The sequence below is a fragment of the Stenotrophomonas sp. 107298_Sma genome (genome assembly GCF_056480345.1).
On sequence record NZ_CM151094.1, the window covers coordinates 1,826,953 to 1,844,906 of the forward strand.

The window sequence follows — 17,954 nt, forward strand, 5'->3', positions numbered from 1 at the left end:
CGCCGCCCACGCGTCTTGCCAATCCGCAACTTGTTGTAGAGCGCATGTCATAGCGGATTGCTAACTTCGTGGGCACGAATTTGCGACACACTGGCAACGACCATCCAAGCCAGGACAGACACGGAGACGGTGGGTGACCGATGCAAGCCAACAACGCAGCCTGCGACAGCTGGTCGGGCCGGTCGGTGCCGACTACCAGCGGCGCGCGTTGCCGCCGGGCTGGGTGTGGGCGGTGCTGGCGGTGCTGCTGGCGGCCACCTGGCTGACTGAGTTGCCGGCTACGGCCGCTGCCGCGTTGGTGGCCAGCGCGGTGGTGGTGCATTGGTCGCAGCGGGGCCGGTTCCATTGGCTGGGCTGGCGCCTCCCGGCGCTGGCGGTGCTGGCTGCCCTGCTGTGGGGGCCGGAGGTGCTGTCGCAGTGGTTTGAGCACGGGCTGGCCGTAGTCCTGATGTCGCTGGCCAGCCTCAGCATCGGTGTGCATGTCTGGCAGTCGCGCCAGATGGCCCGGCAGCTGCAGGGCGCGGCTGATTCGCTGGATGACGCCCAACTACTGGCGCTGTTGCCGGCTGATGCGGCTGAATTGGCCCGGAAGTGGCGGGCGGGCGATGACCGCTACGCGCCGGAACTGGCCGTTGTGATGCACCTGGCGGTGATGCACGCAGCGCTGGCGCCGCGGATGCGCAGGCAGGGCATGCTGGCGGGTTGACCGACCGGCGGCTTCTACAGCCGCTGCGGCCAGGAACCAGACAATGGTTTGCGCAGGTAGATCCGCTCATGACCGGGTGGACAGTCGGGCAGTCGCCCATACACGGTGTAGCCCTGCCGCAGGTAGAAGGCTTCGGCCTGCCAGTCGAAGGTATCCAGCATCACGCTGCGGGCGCCATGGCGGTGCGCAACGGCTTCTGCTTCCGCCAGCAGCCGCTGGCCGATGCCTTGCCCGCGCAGTTCCGGGTCTACCCACAGCACATGTACCTGCAGCCAGCCGGCACAGACGTCGGCCAGCACACCACCGCGCAGCGCGCCGTGCTCGTCATGCCAGGCCAAGCGGACTGGAGTCTCATCGAATGAATCGCCGCCGTGGGCCTGGTTGAAGGCCAGCAGGCGCGCGCACAACGTGCGCATTTCATCGGCGCTGGCAGTCACCATGGCGCCGATGGGAGTGATCATGCGTCGCGGTTACCGCGACGCATCACGCGCTGCTTCTCGATCGCCCAGTCACGATCCTTGGCGGCATCGCGCTTGTCGTGGGTCTGCTTGCCCTTGGCCAGCGCCACTTCCAGCTTGATCTTGTTCTTGCTCCAGTACATCGCCGTTGGCACGATCGTGTAGCCATCACGCTCGACCTTGCCCACCAGCTTGTCGATCTCGCTCCGGTGCAGCAGCAGCTTGCGCTCGCGCCGGTCATTGGCCACCACATGGGTCGAGGCCTGGATCAACGGGGTGATCTGCGCGCCGATCAGGAAGATCTCACCATCCTTGACGTAGGCGTAGGCGTCGACGATGTTGCCGCGGCCAGCACGGATCGACTTCACTTCCCAGCCCTGCAGGGCCAGGCCGGCCTCGAAGCGATCTTCGATGTGGTACTCGTGACGGGCACGCTTGTTCAACGCGATGGTTTTGTTGGCCGTCGCGCTCTTTGCTTTATCCTTGCCGCTGTTCTTGCTCATTTCCGTATTGTCTCCGATTCGGGCCCGCCCGGTCGATTGCCGAAACGTCCTGTATTCATGCCAACTATCCGCCGCAGCGCCCTGGTCGAACATTCGGCCGCACGCATGTTCGACCTGGTCAACGATGTCCAGGCTTATCCGCGCCGCTTCCGCTGGTGCTCGGCTGCCCAGATCCTGGAGCAGGGCGAGGACCGCCTTGTCGCGCGCCTGGACCTGGGCCTGGGCTCGTTCAGTACCTGGTTCCAGACCGAAAACACCCTGCAGCGACCGCACAGCATCGACATGCAGCTGCGCGACGGTCCGTTCAAGCAACTGCACGGCCGCTGGGAATTCCATGTGCTGGCCGAGGATGCCTGCAAGGTGACCCTGACCCTGGAGTTCGAGCCCAGCTCGCGACTGCTTGGCCCGGCATTGGCGATCGGCTTCCAGGGGCTGGCCGACCGCATGGTCAACGACTTCGTCCGCGTCGCCGACGAGGCCTGAACGATGATCGAGGTCGAGGTGGTGCTGGCCTGGCCGCGACAGGTGCTCTCGCGCCGGCTGCAGCTGGAAGAGGGCGCGACCGTGGCTGAAGCCATTGTCGCTGCCGCGTTGGAAGGCAGTGCTGGATGCCCGGCCGTGGCCGTGCACGGCGTACTGGCGCGCCCGCAGCAGGTACTGCTGGATGGCGACCGCATCGAGCTGCTACGCCCGCTGCTGGCCGACCCCAAGGACAACCGCCGGCGTCGCGCGCTCGGCGGTTGATTCCCGCAACCCGTCCGCGTGGACGGGCAGGGGGCCTCAGCGGCCCTTCTTCTTCTTGTCCTTCGGCAGGTTGCGGCCGAACTGGCGGACGGTCTGCTGGGCCAGGGCCTTGTCGTTGCCCGGGAAATACTCGCCTTCCCAACGGGTCACGTTGTCGTTCTCGAAGAACACGGTGAAGTTCTTCACCTCGGTACGGCCGAGGCGGTTCACGCGCTGGCTGGCGGTGTAGTCCCAGCGCTGCGCATGGAACGGGTCGGGAATGGACGGGGTGCCCAGCAGCGCGGTGACCTGCTGCTTGCTTTGCCCGACCTGCAGCTTGGCCACGGCATCTTCCCGGATCAGGTTGCCCTGATAGATGGGTTGCTTGTAGATGATGCCGCACCCGGTGGTGGACAGGGCGACGGCGGCGACCAACAGGAGATTGCGCATCGGGACTGGCGGTTGGGGAAATCAAACCGATGATACACTCCCGGCGTGCCACCGCGACCCAATCCGAGGCAGCTGGCGCTAAATCGCCAATGAACGGAGACCTATGGAAACCCACGACCTGCGTAAAGTCGGCCTGAAGGTGACCCATCCGCGGATGCGGATCCTGGCGCTGCTCGAGCAGCGCAACGCCCAGCACCACATGACCGCCGAAGATATCTACCGCCAGCTCCTCGAGCACGGCGACGAGATCGGCCTTGCCACGGTGTACCGGGTGCTGACCCAGTTCGAGGCCGCCGGCCTCGTGCTCAAGCACAATTTCGAAGGCGGCCAGGCCGTCTACGAGCTGGACCGTGGTGGCCACCATGACCATATGGTCGACGTGGACAGCGGCAAGATCATCGAGTTCGAAAGCCACGAGATCGAGGAGCTGCAGCGCAAGATCGCAGCCGACCACGGCTACGAGCTGGAAGAGCACTCGCTGGTGCTGTACGTGCGCAAGAAGCGCAAGTAAGCCGTTCCGGCCAGCTGGATGCGACAAGACCCCGGGCCTGCCCGGGGTTTTTCGTTGATGGGGTCAGTGCCCTTTCCCTGCGGGAAGGGGATCCGACCCCGGCCTGCCCAGCACGGCGTCCAGATCCACCGCCTCGGCCATCGCCTGGTTGCCCGCATCGCCCGGGTGCAGGTGGTCGCCGGAGTCATAGGCGGCAGCCATCCGTGACGGATCCGCCGGGTCGCGCAGGGCGGCATCCAGATCGATCACCGCATCGAACGGGCTCCCGGTACGCAGCCAGGCATTGAGCTGCTGGCGCAGCGCTTCTTTTTCCGGCTGGTAGTAGTCGTCCAGCGGCGTGCCGGGCAGGGCGCCGGCGAACGGCGTCAGGGTGGCAACCAGAATGCGCAGGCCCCGGCCACGGGCCTGGTCGGCCAAGGCGCGATAGCCAGCCTGCAGTTCGGCCAGCGTTGGCCGCACCTGGTTCCGGGCGAAGGCGGTACCGGGCCAGCTGATGTCGTTGATGCCGATCAGCACGATCACGCTGGCCACGCCCGCTTGGTCCAGCGCGTCACGCTGGAAGCGACTGAGGGCGGCGTCCCCCATCCCGTCGCGCAGCAACCGGCCACCGGAGATGCCGGCATTGACCACGGCCACGCCTTGCGGTGCCAGGCGCGCCGCCAGATGGTCGGTCCAGCGCTGGTCCTGGTCGAGGCTGGCGGTAGCGCCGTCGGTGATTGAATCGCCGATCACCACCACGCTGCGCGCGCTGGCCGCCGCCTCGACCTCGATGCCGGTCAGGAACAACCGGGCAGTGCTGGGGCTGGCCCGCTGCAGGTCGAGGGTTCGGCTCTGGTCGCCTTCGGCGATCCAGCTGGTCTGGCGGCCGTCCCAATGGAAGGTCTGCAACGGGATTGGTCCGGGCACGTAGACGCTGACCTGCAGGGCCTGGCGGTGTTTGGTGGCCAGTGGCAGAGGATCGCTCAGCCGTTCCTGGCCGGGGGCGATCAGCACGCCGGGCTGGCCGTCGAAACGGAGTGGCTGCGGCGTTGCGCCTGCCTGTGCCGCCACACTCGCCGCTCCGATCCGCAGCGGCTGGGTGCCGTAGGCATTGCTCAGCCGCACCCGCAGCCGAGGGCCGCCCAGGCTGATACGCGCGGTCTGGCGGAAGGTCTGGTCATGCAGCTCGGCCGGAATAAGGGTGGGAAACAGGAAATCCGCGCCCCACACCCGCTGCGGGCTGGCCTGCCAGCTGGCGACCCACTGCGGGGCAGGGGCGGCGCTGGCAGCGCCGGACAGGGTGATCAACGCGGCGGCGGTGAGCTGGCTGAAGCGGTTCATCGGGCAATCCCGGGAGGAGGGAGCGCCATGGTGATTCCGCAGTGATCTGTGAACTAGACTGCGCATGGATAATCATCTGTGAACTGTATTCATAGCCATGGCACGACCCGACATCAACCGATCCGGCGAACTGGAAGTGTTCGTGCGGGTGATCGAGACCGGTGGCTTTTCCGCCGCCGCCCGTACGCTGGACATGACGCCGTCGGCAGTCAGCAAGCTGGTGGCACGCCTGGAGCAGCGGCTGGGCACGCGCCTGCTGCAGCGTTCCACCCGCCAGCTGCAGCTGACCCCGGAGGGCTGCGCGTTCTATGAGCGTGGCCTGCGCGTGCTCGCCGACCTGGAGGAGGCCGAGCGTTGCGCCAGCGCGCATGCCGAGCCGCGCGGACGGCTGCGGGTCAATTCCAACGTGCCGTTCGGCCAGCATTTCCTGTTGCCGCTGCTGCCGGCGTTCCTCGAGCGCAACCCGCAGGTCGGGGTGGACCTGACCTTGAATGACGAGGTGATCGACCTGCTCGAGCAGCGCACCGACGTGGCGGTGCGCGCCGGCCCACTGAAGAGCTCCAGCCTGGTCGCGCGACGGCTGGGCGCGACGCGGATGATGATCGTGGCCGCACCGGCCTATGCGCAGCGGCACGGCCTGCCGCGCAACGCTGAAGAGCTGCTGTCGCACAACCGTCTGGACATCGGCCATGCGCGTGCGATGCAGGGCTGGCCATTGCTGCAGGAAGGGCGCGAGCGGATGCTGTTGCCCAGCGGCAACGCCCGCGCCAGCAACGGCAATGCACTGCGTCAGCTGGTGCTGGGGGGCTTGGGCATGGCGCGACTGGCGACCTATCAGGTGCAGGACGACATCGCTGCCGGACGCCTGTTGCCAGTGCTGGAAGCGGCCAATCCCGGTGACCTCGAAGAGGTGCACGCAGTGTTCCTGGGGCAGGGCGGTTACCTGCCGCTACGCGTACGCGCGTTCCTCGATTTCCTGGTGGAAACGGTGGATCTGGCGCGGCCGCTGGGGTGAGCCTGGTAGTGCCGGCCGCTGGCCGGCAACCTCATGATCTTCGTTCACCTGTATTGGGTTGCCGGCCAGCGGCCGGCACTACCGTGCGGAAGTCGAGCATGGCCCGACGCTACAAAAGCGGGCCTCAGACCTGCAGCAGCTTGCGCGCGGCGGCGCGCGCTTCCTTGCTCACTTCCACGCCGCCCAGCATGCGTGCCAGTTCTTCTTCGCGTGCCTTGCTGTCCAGCTTCTCCACTGCGCTCTGGGTCATGCCTTCCACCGGCGCCTTGCTGACCCGGTAGTGCGCATGGCCCTTCGAGGCGACCTGCGGCAGGTGGGTCACGCACAGAACCTGGCGCTTCTCGCCAAGCGCACGCAGCTTCTGCCCGACGATGTCAGCCACCGCGCCACCGATGCCGGAGTCGACCTCGTCGAACACCATGGTCGGCACCGCATCCAGGTCCAGCGCGGCCACTTCGATGGCCAGCGAGATGCGCGACAGTTCACCGCCGGAGGCCACCTTGCGCAGCGCGCGCGGCGGTTGGCCGGCGTTGGCTGCGACCAGGAATTCCACGCGTTCGGCACCCTGCGGATCGGGCTTGCCGGCTTCCTGTGGCTCCAGCTCGATCAGGAACTGGCCGCCGCCCATGCCCAGCTCGGCAATGATGCCGGTGGTGGTGGCCGACAGTTCGGCAGCAGCGCTGCGGCGGCTGGCGGACAGCACGTCGGCCTGTACGCGCCAGGCGGCGGCGGCCTTGTCGATCTCGCCGGCCAGGCGCTGCAGGCGCTCGTCGGCGCCACGCAGCTGTTCCACTTCGGCATGCATGCGCTCGCGCTGCGCGCCGAGCTCGTCCATCGGCACGCGGTGCTTTCGGGCCAGGTCGTGCAGGCGGCCGAGGCGACGCTCGTTCTCCTCGAACTGCTCGGGGTCGGCGTCGAGGTCATCGTGTACCCGGTCCAGCAGCGACAGGGCTTCGTGCAGCTGGATCGAGGCGTTCTCGATCAGGCCGTCCACCTCGCCCAGGCGCGGGTCGTGCTCGATCAGCCTCGACAGCTCATGGCGGACCTGTTGCAGCAGGTCCAGTGCGGAACTGCCGTCGTCGCCGTTGAGCTGGTTGCTGGCCGCCTGGCAGGCGCTCAACAGGGCGCTGGCATGGGCCTGGCGGCGGTGGCTGGCGCCGAGTGCGGCGATCGACTCCGGCTCCAGGTCCTCGCGGTCGAGCTCGCGCAGCTGGTGTTCGAGGAAGCCGATCCGGTCACTGACGTCGCCCTGTTGCGACAGGGCAAGCGATTCGTCGACCAGCGTCTGCCAGGCGGCGGCGGCACGGCGCACCTGGCGGCGCTCGTCCTCGTTGCGGGCATAGGCGTCGAGCAGGGCCAGCTGCGACGGACGCGTCAGCAGGGCCTGCTGCTCATGCTGGCCATGGATTTCGACCAGCAATCCGGCTAGGTCCGCCAGCTGTGCCAGCGTCACCGGGCGGCCGTTGATCCACGAACGTGAACCGCCATCGGCGCGGATCACCCGCCGCAGCTGGCACTGTTCCTCATCGTCCAGCTCGTTGTCGGCCAGCCACTGGCGTGCGGCCTGCAGCTGGTCCAGCGCGAATTCGGCGGAAAGCTCGGCGCGCGCGGCACCGTGGCGGACCACGCCACTGTCGGCGCGGAGGCCGGACAGGAAGCCCAGGGCGTCGACCATCAGCGACTTGCCGGCGCCGGTCTCGCCTGAAACGACCGTCATGCCGGGCCCGAACTCCAGTTCGGTGGCGCGGACAACGGCAAAATCCTTGATCGAAAGATGTCTGAGCATGGGTAAGGGGTATCAGCAGCCGCGCAACGCTAGCACGTGGGCGAGGGAGGTCCAATGACTTGCCAAGGTGATGCGCCGCCATTATCTAGTGTCCGTGTCTCACAGGTTGATTCCATGCACGGTTCTCCCGACCAGCTTGCCCCGCGTGCGCGCCATCTGCTGCGCACGCTGATCGCGCGTTACATCCAGGACGGCGAGCCGGTCGGCTCGCAGACGCTGGCGCGCGTGGCCGGCCTGGAGGTCAGCCCGGCCACCATCCGCAACATCCTTGGCGACCTCGAAGACCTGGGGCTGCTGGCGTCGCCGCATACCTCGGCCGGGCGCGTCCCGACCGCGCATGGCTACCGGGTGTTCGTCGACAGCCTGCTGCAGATGCAGCCGCCGGGCGAGGGCGAGCTGGCCCGCCTGCGTCAGGAACTGGCGGGCGGCGGCAGCACCCAGGCCCTGCTCGGCAGCGCCTCGGAACTGCTGTCGGCGATGAGCCACTTCGTCGGCGTGGTCAGCGCGCCACGACGCGAGCAGTTCGCCTTCCGCCAGATCGATTTCGTGGCGCTGGATGGACGCCGGGTGCTGGCGATCCTGGTGTTCGCCGACAACGAGGTGCAGAACCGCGTCATCGAGACCCGTCAGGACTTCGCGCCAGGCCAGCTGGAGCAGGTCGCCAACTACCTCAATGCCCATTTCGCCGGCCTGCCGATGGCCGAGATCCGTACCCGCCTGCTGCTGGAGCTGCGCGACGCCCGCTCGGAGCTGGAGCAGCTGCTGGCGCGCAGCATCGAGCTGGCCGAGCAGGCGCTGCAGCCGCCGGCCGACGACATGCTGGTGGCCGGCCAGACCCGGCTGATGGGAGTACAGGACCTGTCCGACCTGGAGCGACTGCGTGAGCTGTTCGAGCTGTTTTCCAGCAAACGCGAGATCCTGCAGCTGCTGGAGCGCACCATCCAGGCCCCGGGCGTGCGCATCTTCATCGGTGAGGAGACAGGGATGATGCCGCTGCAGGGCGTCTCGCTGGTCACCGCCCCGTACACCGCCAATGGCCAGGTGCTGGGCGTGCTGGGCGTGATCGGGCCCAAGCGGATGGCCTACGACCGCATGATCCCGCTGGTCCAGGCCACCGCCGATGTGCTCGGCGCGGCCTTTTCACCGGCCGGGCGTACTCCCGGAACATCCGACGCTTGAAACGCAGCATCCCGCCCACACTAGGGTGGGTGGAGGCGGAGATTGACCGCCAGGGACCCAGACATGAACCACGAACATCCAGATATCGAATCCCAGCAGAGTGCCGCCGATGCGGCCGCCGCCGCCGGCGTGAACGACGAAGTGGAGCGCCTGCGCGCCGAGCTTGAGCAGGTCAAGGCCGATGTACTGCGCGAACGCGCCGACCTCGAGAACCAGCGCAAGCGCGTTGCCCGCGACATCGAGCAGGCCCGCAAGTTCGCCAACGAGAAGCTGCTGGGCGAGCTGCTGCCGGTGTTCGACAGCCTGGATGCCGGCCTGAAGGCCGCCGGCGATGATGCCCATCCGCTGCGTGAAGGCCTGGAGCTGACCTACCGGCAGCTGCTGAAGGTCGCCGGCGACAACGGCCTGGTCCTGCTGGACCCGACCGGCCAGCCGTTCAATCCGGAGCATCACCAGGCCATCAGCCAGGTGCCGACTCCGGGTGCCGCCCCGGGCAGCGTGGTGACCGTGTTCCAGAAGGGCTACCTGCTCAACGAGCGCCTGCTGCGGCCGGCGCTGGTGGTGGTGGCGGCCGACTGACCCCCGCGGGGCCGGGAGGCGGGCACGACCCGCGCCCGACCCGACGCTGAACGCGCCGGACAACCGGAAACACAGCGTTCGGAGGATGGCTTGAATGTTCCACGGGCCTCCCCCACTTCGTATTCATCCACCGGCCGAACGGCCGGACTGACCTAAACAGCATTCTTCAGGAGTCTCCCCCATGGGCAAGATCATTGGTATCGACCTCGGCACCACCAACTCGTGCGTGGCGATCATGGACGGCGGCAAGGCCCGCGTCATCGAGAATTCGGAAGGCGATCGCACCACTCCGTCGATCGTCGCCTACACCAAGGACGGCGAAGTCCTGGTGGGTGCCTCGGCCAAGCGCCAGGCCGTCACCAACCCCAAGAACACCTTCTACGCGGTGAAGCGCCTGATCGGCCGCAAGTTCACCGACGCCGAAGTGCAGAAGGACATCGCGCACGTCCCGTACAGCATCCTGGCCCATGACAATGGCGATGCCTGGGTGGCCACCAGCGATGCCAAGAAGATGGCACCGCAGGAAATCTCGGCCAAGGTGCTGGAGAAGATGAAGAAGACCGCCGAGGACTTCCTCGGTGAGAAGGTCACCGAAGCGGTCATCACCGTGCCGGCCTACTTCAACGACAGCCAGCGCCAGGCAACCAAGGACGCTGGCCGCATCGCCGGCCTGGACGTCAAGCGCATCATCAACGAGCCGACTGCGGCCGCGCTGGCCTATGGCCTGGACAAGGGCGACAACAAGGATCGCAAGATCGTTGTGTACGACCTGGGCGGCGGCACCTTCGACGTTTCGGTGATCGAGATCGCCAATGTCGACGGCGAGAAGCAGTTCGAAGTGCTGGCCACCAACGGCGACACCTTCCTGGGTGGCGAAGATTTCGACAACCGCGTCATCGAGTACCTGGTTGAAGAGTTCAACAAGGACCAGGGCATCGACCTGCGCAAGGATCCGCTGGCCCTGCAGCGCCTGAAGGATGCTGCCGAGCGCGCCAAGATCGAGCTGTCCAGCGCCCAGCAGACCGAAGTGAACCTGCCGTACGTCACCGCTGACGCGTCGGGCCCGAAGCATCTGAACATCAAGCTGACCCGCGCCAAGCTGGAGTCGCTGGTGGAAGAGCTGATCAGGAAGTCGATCGAGCCGTGCCGCGTCGCCCTGAACGATGCCGGCCTGCGTTCGAGCGACATCAGCGAGGTGATCCTGGTCGGCGGCCAGACCCGCATGCCGAAGGTGCAGCAGGCGGTGACCGAGTTCTTCGGCAAGGAACCGCGCAAGGACGTCAACCCGGACGAAGCCGTGGCACTGGGTGCTGCGATCCAGGGCGGCGTGCTGGGCGGCGACGTCAAGGACGTGCTGCTGCTGGACGTGACCCCGCTGTCGCTGGGCATCGAAACCATGGGCGGTGTGTTCACCAAGATCATCGAAAAGAACACCACCATCCCGACCAAGGCCTCGCAGGTGTTCTCCACCGCCGAGGACAACCAGTCGGCCGTGACCGTGCACGTGCTGCAGGGTGAGCGCGAGCAGGCCCGCTTCAACAAGTCGCTGGCCAAGTTCGACCTGTCCGGCATCGAGCCGGCCCCGCGCGGCCTGCCGCAGGTGGAAGTGTCCTTCGACATCGACGCCAACGGCATCCTGCACGTGTCGGCCAAGGACAAGAAGACCAACAAGGAACAGAAGGTCGAGATCAAGGCCGGTTCGGGTCTGTCCGAGGAAGAGATCGCACGCATGGTCGCCGACGCGGAAGCCAACCGCGAAGAAGACAAGAAGTTCCAGGAGCTGGTGCAGGCCCGCAACCAGGCCGATGCCCTGATCCACGGCACCCGCAGCGCCATCACCGAGCACGGCAGCAAGGTTGGCGGCGATGTCATCGGCAAGGTGGAAGCGGCCCTGGCCGACCTGGAAACCGCGATGAAGGGTGACGACAAGGCGCAGATCGAAGCCAAGTCGAAGGTGCTGGAGGAAGCTGGCCAGTCGCTGTTCGCCGCTGCTTCGGCCGAGCAGGGCGGTGCCGCCCCGGGCGCCGACGCCGGCAATGCGGGCAAGGCGCAGGATGACGTGGTGGATGCCGAGTTCACCGAAGTCAAGGACGACAAGAAGTCCTGATCCGGACCGACGCGGGACGCTGCCTGCCAGCGTCCCGTTGTCGTACCAGGGTCCTGACCGCCCTCTGGCGTGTCGGGGCGCCCGACGCAAGAGCGGACCTGGTTCCGCTCTTCCGCTTTGACGAATCCCGACTTTCCGGAATGCGATCCACGATATGAGCAAGCGCGATTACTACGAAGTGCTGGGCGTTGCCCGCACTGCCAACGACGAAGAGCTGAAGAAGGCCTACCGCCGTTGTGCGATGAAGTTCCACCCGGACCGCAACCCGGGTGATGCGGCGGCCGAAGCCTCCTTCAAGGAGTGCAAGGAAGCCTACGAAGTGCTGTCCGACGGCAACAAGCGCCGCATGTACGACAGCCACGGCCACGCCGCGTTTGAGCACGGCATGGGCGGTGGCGGCGGTCCGGGCGGCCCGGACATGAACGATATTTTCGGCGACATCTTCGGCAACATCTTTGGTGGTGCAGGCGGCGGTGGCCCGCGCCAGGCCCGCCGTGGTGCCGATATCGGTTACGTGATGGAGCTGGACCTGGAAGAAGCGGTGCGTGGCGTCGAGCGCCGCATCGAAATTCCAACCCTGGCCGAATGTGGCGACTGCGATGGCAGCGGCTCCGAAGACGGCAAGGTCGAGACCTGCAACGTCTGCCATGGTCGCGGCCAGGTGCGCATCCAGCGCGGCATCTTCGCCATGCAGCAGGCCTGCCACAACTGCGGCGGCCGCGGCCAGATCATCGCCAAGCCCTGCAAGACCTGCCACGGCAACGGCCGTGTCGAGGAAGACAAGGTGCTGTCGGTGAAGGTGCCGGCGGGCGTGGATACCGGCGACCGCATCCGCCTGTCGGGCGAAGGCGAGGCCGGTCCGGCCGGTACGCCGCCAGGCGATCTGTACGTGGAAGTGCGGGTACGCGAGCACGCGATCTTCCAGCGCGATGGCGACGACCTGCATTGCGAAGTGCCGATCCGCATCTCGCAGGCCGCGCTGGGCGACACCGTGCGCGTGGCCACCCTCGGCGGTGAAGCGGAAATCCGCATCCCGGCCGAGACCCAGACCGGCAAGCTGTTCCGCCTGCGCGGCAAGGGCGTGCGTTCGGTGCGCAGCCGCAGCGAAGGCGACCTGTACTGCCGTGTGGTGGTGGAGACCCCGGTCAACCTCACCAACGATCAGCGCAAGCTGCTGGAGCAGTTTGAGGCGACCTTCAACGGTGAGGATGCGCGCAAGCACTCGCCGAAGTCGGCGACCTTCATCGATGGCGTGAAGGGCTTCTGGGACCGGATGACGTCCTGAGTCTTCAACGGAAACGTTGAACGGTAGCGCCGGGCCGTGCCCGGCGTTTTCGTTTGTGGTGCGGTAGATCCACGCCAGGCATGGATGCCGTTCGCCGGGTCAACGGAAAAACGCCGCCGGCGTCTGCCCGAGCTGGCGCTTGAACATGCTGGTGAATGCACTCGGGCTGTCATAGCCCATCGCCAGTGCGACATCGATGACCTTTTCGCCGAGCGCCAGCCGTTCCATTGCTGCCAGCAGCCGCGCCTGCTGCCGCCACTGGCCAAAGGTCATGCCCAGTTCGCTGGCGAAATGACGCTGGATGGTTTTCACGTCCACCGCCAGTGCCTGCGCCCAGTCCTGCAACGTTGCGTCATCCGCAGGATGCTTCTGGATGTGCAGGCAGATCTTCAGCAGGCGGGGATCGGACGGTTCCGGCAGGTGCAGCGGCAGCGCATCCATCCGCCGCAGTTCGTCCAGCAGCAGGCGCACCACACGGCCATCGCGGCTGTCGTCCTCGTGCGCGCCCTCGATCAGGCTGGCAGCCAGCAGCAGTTCACGCAGCAGGGGGGCCACCTGTATCGCGAAAGCTTCGGCAGGCAGGTGTGGCGCGAACTCCGGCTCCACATACAGGCTGCGCATGTGTACCTCGGCAATGCAGTCCACCGCATGGGCAATGCCGGCAGGCACCCAGATCGCACGGGTGGAAGGCACTACCCAGCGGCCGACTTCCGAGCGCACCACCATCAACCCGGACTGCGCATAGACCAACTGGTGGCGGCGGTGCTTGTGCGGCGAGATATGCGTGCCGGCCTGGTAATGGCGGGCACGGCAGGTCACCGGTCGTTGTATCGGCACCTCCCGCCAGGGAGCGGTTTCGCGGACCGGGCAGGTGATGTCCTTTTTGCGATAGGCCATGACCAGAACGCGGCAGAAGGGAGGAAGGTGCAACCGTAGCATGCGTGGCTCGCCCCCAACCTGACTGTGTCCATGTCGACCCTGGCTTCCCCCAAAACGACCTCACGCCCGGTGGCTCCCGGCGTGTTGGCCGCCATTTCTACCTCGCATGTCGTCAACGACATGATGCAGTCGCTGATCCTGGCCATCTATCCGGTGATCAAGGGCGGCTTCAATCTCAGCTTCACCCAGATCGGCCTGATCACGCTGACCTACCAGCTCACCGCCTCGATCTTCCAGCCGCTGATCGGCATCGCCACCGATCGCCGTCCGGCGCCGTATTCGCTGCCGATCGGCATGGCCTCGACCCTGTGCGGCATGCTGCTGCTCGGCTTCGCGCCGAACTACACGATGGTGCTGCTGGCGGCGGCGATGGTCGGCATTGGTTCGGCCATCTTCCACCCGGAAGCCTCGCGCATCGCGCGGCTGGCCTCGGGCGGTCGCCATGGTTTCGCGCAGTCGGTGTTCCAGGTCGGCGGCAACTTCGGTACCGCGCTGGGCCCGTTGATTGCCGCCGCGGTAATCGTGCCGCATGGCCAGCATGCCGCATCGTGGTTTGCCGGCGCCGCCCTGATCGGCATTGCATTGCTGACCTATGTCGGTCGCTGGTACGCGCTGCACCTGGGTACACCGCGTCCGGCCAGCACCGCGTCGATGGCCCCGCGCCATCCGCCACGCACTGTGGCCAGGGTGCTGGTGATCCTGCTCGTGCTGATCTTCAGCAAGTACTTCTACATGGCCAGCATCGGCAGTTACTTCACCTTCTACCTGATCCACCACTTCGGCATTCCGGTGGCGCAGGCGCAGCTGCACCTGTTCGCCTTCCTGGTGGCCTCCGCCGCCGGCGGATTCCTCGGTGGCCCGCTGGGTGACCGCATCGGCCGCAAGCCGATCATCTGGACCTCGATCCTCGGCGTGGCGCCGTTCGCGTTGATGCTGCCGCATGCCGACCTGCTGTGGACCACGGTGCTGGCGGTGCTGATCGGCTTTGTGCTGTCCTCGGCGTTCTCGGCCATCGTGGTGTATGCGCAGGAGATGATGCCGCACCGTATCGGCATGGTGTCGGGGCTGTTCTTCGGCTTCGCGTTCGGCATGGGCGGGCTGGGGGCGGCCGTGCTGGGCCTGCTGGCGGACAAGACCAGCATTGAGTATGTCTACCAGTTGACCGCGTTCCTGCCGCTGCTCGGCATCGTGGCGGCGTGGCTGCCACCTTCGCGGCCTGTTGTTCACTGAGGGGTTTGAGTTTGCAGGGCTTGCAGCCCTGCACCCGCAGGGCAACGTCAACAGCAGAAGCGGGCTATCCGTGGGTTGGCGTGGTGGGTCCGGTTGAGGGGGACGCTGCAAGTACGTCCATGTAAGCTCGGTCGCCGCATCCATGCGGCTCACGCCCCCTCAACCGGACCCACCCCGCCTTCGACAGTTTTCCGCGATCTGTCGGAACTTCGTCCGGCGCCGGTAGGTGTCGACCTTGGTCGACACAGATGAATTCGTTCGATATCTGACAGATGTGTCGACCAAGGTCGACACCTACCAACAGCCGAGCGTACCAACCGTCTTAGTTGCCGGCCGCCGCGGGAATCTGTCGGGGTGGGGCGGTGTGGGATGGCAGGACCGTTGGCGCCATGGATGGCGCCATCGAGCCCCCATGGATGGGTTTACGGCGTGTCCTGCCATCCCACACCGCCCCGCCAAATACGCAGACAGACCAGAGCCGGTTGTTGCCTTTGACGTTGATCTGGCCTGTAAGCAGGTGCAGGGCTGCAAGCCCTGCCGAAAACCCCCTTGGGCGTAGAATGCGGGCATGAGCGAATCCCTTGATAACCACCTGGTCCACGGCCGCCGCCAGCGGCCGGACGGGCCCTCGCCGATCGATGTCATCTCGGTCCAGTCGCAACTTGTCTACGGCCACGCCGGCAACAGCGCCGCGCTGCCGCCGATGCGTGCACTGGGCGTGCGCGTGGCGGAGATCCCGACCGTGCTGCTCAGCAATGCGCCGTTCTACGACACCACCCGCGGCCGCGTGCTACCCGCCGACTGGTTCGCCGATCTGCTGCTCGGCACCCGCGAACGCGGCCTGCCGCAGCGGGCGAAGATGCTGGTATCCGGCTACTTCGGCAGCACGGCCAATGGCGCCGCGTTCGCCGATTGGCTGGATGAAATCCTGCCGGCCTGCCCGCAACTGCGCTACTGCCTGGACCCGGTGATCGGCGATACCCATACCGGGCCCTACGTGGAACCGGGCCTGGAGGCGATCTTCGCCGAACGCTTGCTGCCGCATGCCTGGCTGGTGACGCCCAATGCCTTCGAACTGAATCGCCTGACCGGCATGCCTGCGCTGGCCGAGGTTGACGCCATCGCTGCCGCGCGCACGTTGCTGGACCGCGGTCCGCACTGGGTGATCGCGCACAGCGTGGGTGGCAACCCGGGTGAGTTGGTGACTTTGGCGGTCGGCCGCGAGGAAACCTGGCGCTGGACCTCGCCGCTGCTGCCGGTGGACGTGGCCGGTACCGGCGACGTGCTGATGTCGCTGGTGGTGTCGTTCCTGCTGCGCGGTGAGTCAATGCAGCAGGCGATCTCGCGCGCCATCGCCGGTACTCATGCGGCATTGGAAGCGACCCTGGACAACGGCTTCGAGGAATTCGACGTGATCGCCGCGGCGCCTGCCGCGCTGGCCGAAGGCATGCGCTTCCGCGCCGAACGCGTGGCATGAGCGGCCTGCAGGAACGCACGCCGCGCACGGTCGGCATCATCGGTAGCGCCGGCGCCTATGGGCGCTGGTTGACCCGCTTCTTCCAGCAGCACATGCAGCTGCAGGTGATCGGCCACGACCCGGCCGATGCAACCTCGCATACGCCGGAGCAGCTGTTGGCGCAGGCCGATGTGCTGGTGTTCTCGGCACCGATCCGGCACACGCCGGCGCTGATCGCCGAATACGTGCGGCAATCGGCCGGTCGCGAGCGGGACCGCCTGTGGCTGGATGTGACTTCGGTAAAGGAGGCGCCGGTACAGGCGATGCTGGCCTCGCAGGCCGAAGTGGTCGGGCTGCACCCGATGACCGCTCCGCCCAAGGCGCCGACCCTGAAGGGCCGGGTGATGGTGGTCTGCGAAGCACGGCTGCAGCACTGGCAGCCGTGGGTCGACGCGTTGTGCGCGGCGCTGCAGGCCGAGTGCGTGCGCGCTACGCCGCAGCATCACGACCAGATGATGGCGCTGGTGCAGGCGATGGTGCATGCCACCCATCTGGCCCAGGCCGGCGTGCTGCGCCAGTACCAGCCGCAGTTGGGAGATCTTGCGGCGATGATGCCGTACCGCTCCGCGTCGTTCGAGCTGGATACGGCGATCATCTCGCGCATCCTCTCGCTGAACCCGGCGATCTACGAGGACATCCAGTTCGGCAATCCCTACGTGGCGCCGATGCTGGAGCGCCTGGTGGGCCAGTTGCAGGCCCTGCAGGTACAGGTCGGGCAGGGCGACGACACTGCGCGTGCTGCGTTCCGCGAGCAGTCGCTGTCGGCCAACCACAATGCCTTCGGTGAGCAGGCGCTGGCCGCTGGCAACTACACCTTTGAACGGGTGGGGTACCTGCTGGCCGACCTGACCGAGCGCAACGCGTTGTCGGTACACCTGCCGGAAGATCGTCCAGGTTCGTTGCGTGAGCTGCTGAACGTGTTCGAGCAGCATCGCATCAGCCTGGCCTCGATCCATTCCTCGCGCACTCCAAGCGGCGAAGTGCACTTCCGTATCGGTTTCGTGGCGGGAAGTGATCCGGCCGCCATCGCACTGGCGGCGGCCGAGGTGGACGCCAGCGGCATCGGACGGGTGCTGGGCTGAGCATATTCATCCACAGGCGGTGTGGATGGTTTCTGAGCAAAGGTGTGGATAACCGCCTGCAGCCCTTGCCAGGAAAGGCTGTCAAGATGGTTGGTCAAAAATTCACCACGCTTTCTATGGCGTCGGGCCATGCTCAACTACCCTTGGCAAGAAGCGTGTCGACCAAGGTCGACACCTACCAGGGCGTGGCGATACGACCAAGGTCGACACCTACTAGGGCGTGGCGATACGAGCAAGGTCGACACGTACCAGGGCGGGGCGATACGAGCAAGGTCGACACGTACCAGGGCGGGGCGATACGAGATCCGCTAGCGCCGGGCCATGCCCGGCGAACCTCAGATCGTCAGCCGCACTTCACCGCCACTGGTGGTGAACTCACGGCCATTGCGGACCAGCTGGCGTCCATCATCCAGCTCGTAGCGCGGCGTGGACTCGGAGTTGTGCCCGCTGCCATTGGCCTCGGGCTTGAACTCGATGATGATGTGGCTGTCGCCATTGCTGTCGACGGCGGGGAACTGTCGGAACGACATCGTGCACCTCCTTCAGCAGGTGTTGCTGACGCGTG

19 protein-coding genes are annotated in these 17,954 nt (G+C 66.5%); 12 read left to right on the top strand and 7 right to left on the bottom strand.

The genetic code is table 11. The features are described 5' to 3' along the window. The first annotated feature begins 133 nt into the window (after nucleotides 1–133). The gene (locus tag ACZK2G_RS08635) at nucleotides 134–706 is read left to right on the top strand and encodes a hypothetical protein (protein WP_430766783.1); all 573 of its coding nucleotides are present in this window, start codon (nucleotides 134–136) and stop codon (nucleotides 704–706) included. 14 nt (nucleotides 707–720) lie between these two features. Here ACZK2G_RS08635 and ACZK2G_RS08640 read toward each other — a convergent pair whose 3' ends face one another. Together ACZK2G_RS08640 and smpB are read right to left on the bottom strand one after the other, a co-directional pair. Then, on the bottom strand, nucleotides 721–1,167 hold the full coding sequence (locus tag ACZK2G_RS08640) for a GNAT family N-acetyltransferase (protein WP_430766784.1): 447 nt from the start codon (nucleotides 1,165–1,167) through the stop codon (nucleotides 721–723). Then, nucleotides 1,164–1,667 carry an SsrA-binding protein SmpB gene (smpB, locus tag ACZK2G_RS08645; RefSeq protein WP_040007975.1) on the bottom strand — a complete coding sequence of 168 codons (504 nt, stop codon included), beginning with the start codon at nucleotides 1,665–1,667 and terminating at the stop codon, nucleotides 1,164–1,166. Before smpB ends, ACZK2G_RS08640 begins: the two co-directional genes overlap by 4 nt. A 57-nt stretch (nucleotides 1,668–1,724) precedes the next feature. Between smpB and ACZK2G_RS08650 the strand changes: the two genes are divergently transcribed. Continuing rightward, nucleotides 1,725–2,150, top strand: a complete 426-nt coding sequence (locus ACZK2G_RS08650) for a type II toxin-antitoxin system RatA family toxin (protein WP_012510750.1) — start codon at nucleotides 1,725–1,727, stop codon at nucleotides 2,148–2,150. A 3-nt stretch (nucleotides 2,151–2,153) separates the two neighbouring features. After that, nucleotides 2,154–2,411, top strand: coding sequence for an RnfH family protein (locus ACZK2G_RS08655; protein WP_100468243.1), 258 nt, complete (start codon nucleotides 2,154–2,156; stop codon nucleotides 2,409–2,411). A gap of 36 nt (nucleotides 2,412–2,447) precedes the next feature. Here ACZK2G_RS08655 and ACZK2G_RS08660 read toward each other — a convergent pair whose 3' ends face one another. Then, nucleotides 2,448–2,840 (bottom strand): outer membrane protein assembly factor BamE, encoded by a 393-nt coding sequence (locus ACZK2G_RS08660; protein WP_012510752.1) that lies wholly within the window; start codon nucleotides 2,838–2,840, stop codon nucleotides 2,448–2,450. Between the two features lie 103 nt (nucleotides 2,841–2,943). On the opposite strand from ACZK2G_RS08660, the gene fur reads away from it, so the two are divergent. Then, nucleotides 2,944–3,351: a ferric iron uptake transcriptional regulator gene (gene fur / locus ACZK2G_RS08665; RefSeq protein WP_005409235.1), complete on the top strand. Its 408-nt coding sequence runs from the start codon at nucleotides 2,944–2,946 to the stop codon at nucleotides 3,349–3,351. A 63-nt stretch (nucleotides 3,352–3,414) separates the two neighbouring features. Here the strand turns inward: fur and ACZK2G_RS08670 are convergent, their stop codons facing one another. After that, nucleotides 3,415–4,671 (bottom strand): SGNH/GDSL hydrolase family protein, encoded by a 1,257-nt coding sequence (locus ACZK2G_RS08670; protein ID WP_478475228.1) that lies wholly within the window; start codon nucleotides 4,669–4,671, stop codon nucleotides 3,415–3,417. 97 nt (nucleotides 4,672–4,768) lie between these two features. Between ACZK2G_RS08670 and ACZK2G_RS08675 the strand changes: the two genes are divergently transcribed. Continuing rightward, nucleotides 4,769–5,686 carry a LysR family transcriptional regulator gene (locus ACZK2G_RS08675; protein ID WP_478475230.1) on the top strand — a complete coding sequence of 306 codons (918 nt, stop codon included), beginning with the start codon at nucleotides 4,769–4,771 and terminating at the stop codon, nucleotides 5,684–5,686. Nucleotides 5,687–5,810: 124 nt separating this feature from the next. On the opposite strand, the gene recN is transcribed toward ACZK2G_RS08675, so the two are convergent. Then, nucleotides 5,811–7,472 (bottom strand): DNA repair protein RecN, encoded by a 1,662-nt coding sequence (gene recN / locus ACZK2G_RS08680; RefSeq protein WP_478475232.1) that lies wholly within the window; start codon nucleotides 7,470–7,472, stop codon nucleotides 5,811–5,813. Nucleotides 7,473–7,586: 114 nt separating this feature from the next. On the opposite strand from recN, the gene hrcA reads away from it, so the two are divergent. The 4 genes from hrcA to dnaJ all read left to right on the top strand — a co-directional run bounded on the left by hrcA (nucleotide 7,587) and on the right by dnaJ (nucleotide 12,622). Further along, a complete protein-coding gene (hrcA, locus tag ACZK2G_RS08685) occupies nucleotides 7,587–8,651 on the top strand; it encodes a heat-inducible transcriptional repressor HrcA (protein WP_478475234.1) in 1,065 nt (354 codons plus the stop codon). 63 nt (nucleotides 8,652–8,714) lie between these two features. Next, nucleotides 8,715–9,230: a nucleotide exchange factor GrpE gene (gene grpE, locus ACZK2G_RS08690; RefSeq protein WP_046983364.1), complete on the top strand. Its 516-nt coding sequence runs from the start codon at nucleotides 8,715–8,717 to the stop codon at nucleotides 9,228–9,230. A gap of 181 nt (nucleotides 9,231–9,411) precedes the next feature. Further along, entirely contained in the window at nucleotides 9,412–11,337 is a 1,926-nt protein-coding gene (dnaK, locus tag ACZK2G_RS08695; RefSeq protein ID WP_012510757.1) for a molecular chaperone DnaK, read from the top strand. A 154-nt stretch (nucleotides 11,338–11,491) separates the two neighbouring features. Continuing rightward, nucleotides 11,492–12,622 (top strand): molecular chaperone DnaJ, encoded by a 1,131-nt coding sequence (gene dnaJ, locus ACZK2G_RS08700; RefSeq protein ID WP_004153270.1) that lies wholly within the window; start codon nucleotides 11,492–11,494, stop codon nucleotides 12,620–12,622. Between the two features lie 99 nt (nucleotides 12,623–12,721). Here dnaJ and ACZK2G_RS08705 read toward each other — a convergent pair whose 3' ends face one another. Then, nucleotides 12,722–13,519 carry an AraC family transcriptional regulator gene (locus tag ACZK2G_RS08705; protein WP_046983363.1) on the bottom strand — a complete coding sequence of 266 codons (798 nt, stop codon included), beginning with the start codon at nucleotides 13,517–13,519 and terminating at the stop codon, nucleotides 12,722–12,724. A 72-nt stretch (nucleotides 13,520–13,591) separates the two neighbouring features. Here ACZK2G_RS08705 and ACZK2G_RS08710 point away from each other — a divergent pair, with 72 nt between their 5' ends. The 3 genes from ACZK2G_RS08710 (at nucleotide 13,592) to ACZK2G_RS08720 (ending at nucleotide 17,389) form a co-directional block, all read left to right on the top strand. Next, the gene (locus tag ACZK2G_RS08710) at nucleotides 13,592–14,791 is read left to right on the top strand and encodes an MFS transporter (protein WP_136640021.1); all 1,200 of its coding nucleotides are present in this window, start codon (nucleotides 13,592–13,594) and stop codon (nucleotides 14,789–14,791) included. Between the two features lie 568 nt (nucleotides 14,792–15,359). Beyond that, nucleotides 15,360–16,268, top strand: a complete 909-nt coding sequence (gene pdxY / locus ACZK2G_RS08715; RefSeq protein ID WP_337301938.1) for a pyridoxal kinase — start codon at nucleotides 15,360–15,362, stop codon at nucleotides 16,266–16,268. Next, a complete protein-coding gene (locus tag ACZK2G_RS08720; protein WP_337301939.1) occupies nucleotides 16,265–17,389 on the top strand; it encodes a prephenate dehydrogenase in 1,125 nt (374 codons plus the stop codon). The genes pdxY and ACZK2G_RS08720 overlap by 4 nt, the downstream gene beginning before the upstream one ends. 335 nt (nucleotides 17,390–17,724) lie before the next feature. On the opposite strand, the gene ACZK2G_RS08725 is transcribed toward ACZK2G_RS08720, so the two are convergent. Further along, nucleotides 17,725–17,919 (bottom strand): hypothetical protein, encoded by a 195-nt coding sequence (locus ACZK2G_RS08725; protein WP_046983651.1) that lies wholly within the window; start codon nucleotides 17,917–17,919, stop codon nucleotides 17,725–17,727. Between the last annotated feature and the right edge of the window lie 35 nt (nucleotides 17,920–17,954).

Excerpts from the sequence above, each read along its gene's own strand:
- ACZK2G_RS08640 (WP_430766784.1), bottom strand. The coding sequence starts at position 1,167 with ATGATCACTCCCATCGGCGCCATGGTGACTGCCAGCGCCGATGAAATG.
- smpB (WP_040007975.1), bottom strand. The coding sequence starts at position 1,667 with ATGAGCAAGAACAGCGGCAAGGATAAAGCAAAGAGCGCGACGGCCAAC.
- ACZK2G_RS08650 (WP_012510750.1), top strand. The coding sequence starts at position 1,725 with ATGCCAACTATCCGCCGCAGCGCCCTGGTCGAACATTCGGCCGCACGC.
- ACZK2G_RS08655 (WP_100468243.1), top strand. The coding sequence starts at position 2,154 with ATGATCGAGGTCGAGGTGGTGCTGGCCTGGCCGCGACAGGTGCTCTCG.
- ACZK2G_RS08660 (WP_012510752.1), bottom strand. The coding sequence starts at position 2,840 with ATGCGCAATCTCCTGTTGGTCGCCGCCGTCGCCCTGTCCACCACCGGG.
- fur (WP_005409235.1), top strand. The coding sequence starts at position 2,944 with ATGGAAACCCACGACCTGCGTAAAGTCGGCCTGAAGGTGACCCATCCG.
- ACZK2G_RS08670 (WP_478475228.1), bottom strand. The coding sequence starts at position 4,671 with ATGAACCGCTTCAGCCAGCTCACCGCCGCCGCGTTGATCACCCTGTCC.
- ACZK2G_RS08675 (WP_478475230.1), top strand. The coding sequence starts at position 4,769 with ATGGCACGACCCGACATCAACCGATCCGGCGAACTGGAAGTGTTCGTG.
- recN (WP_478475232.1), bottom strand. The coding sequence starts at position 7,472 with ATGCTCAGACATCTTTCGATCAAGGATTTTGCCGTTGTCCGCGCCACC.
- hrcA (WP_478475234.1), top strand. The coding sequence starts at position 7,587 with ATGCACGGTTCTCCCGACCAGCTTGCCCCGCGTGCGCGCCATCTGCTG.
- grpE (WP_046983364.1), top strand. The coding sequence starts at position 8,715 with ATGAACCACGAACATCCAGATATCGAATCCCAGCAGAGTGCCGCCGAT.
- dnaK (WP_012510757.1), top strand. The coding sequence starts at position 9,412 with ATGGGCAAGATCATTGGTATCGACCTCGGCACCACCAACTCGTGCGTG.
- dnaJ (WP_004153270.1), top strand. The coding sequence starts at position 11,492 with ATGAGCAAGCGCGATTACTACGAAGTGCTGGGCGTTGCCCGCACTGCC.
- ACZK2G_RS08705 (WP_046983363.1), bottom strand. The coding sequence starts at position 13,519 with ATGGCCTATCGCAAAAAGGACATCACCTGCCCGGTCCGCGAAACCGCT.
- ACZK2G_RS08710 (WP_136640021.1), top strand. The coding sequence starts at position 13,592 with ATGTCGACCCTGGCTTCCCCCAAAACGACCTCACGCCCGGTGGCTCCC.
- pdxY (WP_337301938.1), top strand. The coding sequence starts at position 15,360 with ATGAGCGAATCCCTTGATAACCACCTGGTCCACGGCCGCCGCCAGCGG.
- ACZK2G_RS08720 (WP_337301939.1), top strand. The coding sequence starts at position 16,265 with ATGAGCGGCCTGCAGGAACGCACGCCGCGCACGGTCGGCATCATCGGT.
- ACZK2G_RS08725 (WP_046983651.1), bottom strand. The coding sequence starts at position 17,919 with ATGTCGTTCCGACAGTTCCCCGCCGTCGACAGCAATGGCGACAGCCAC.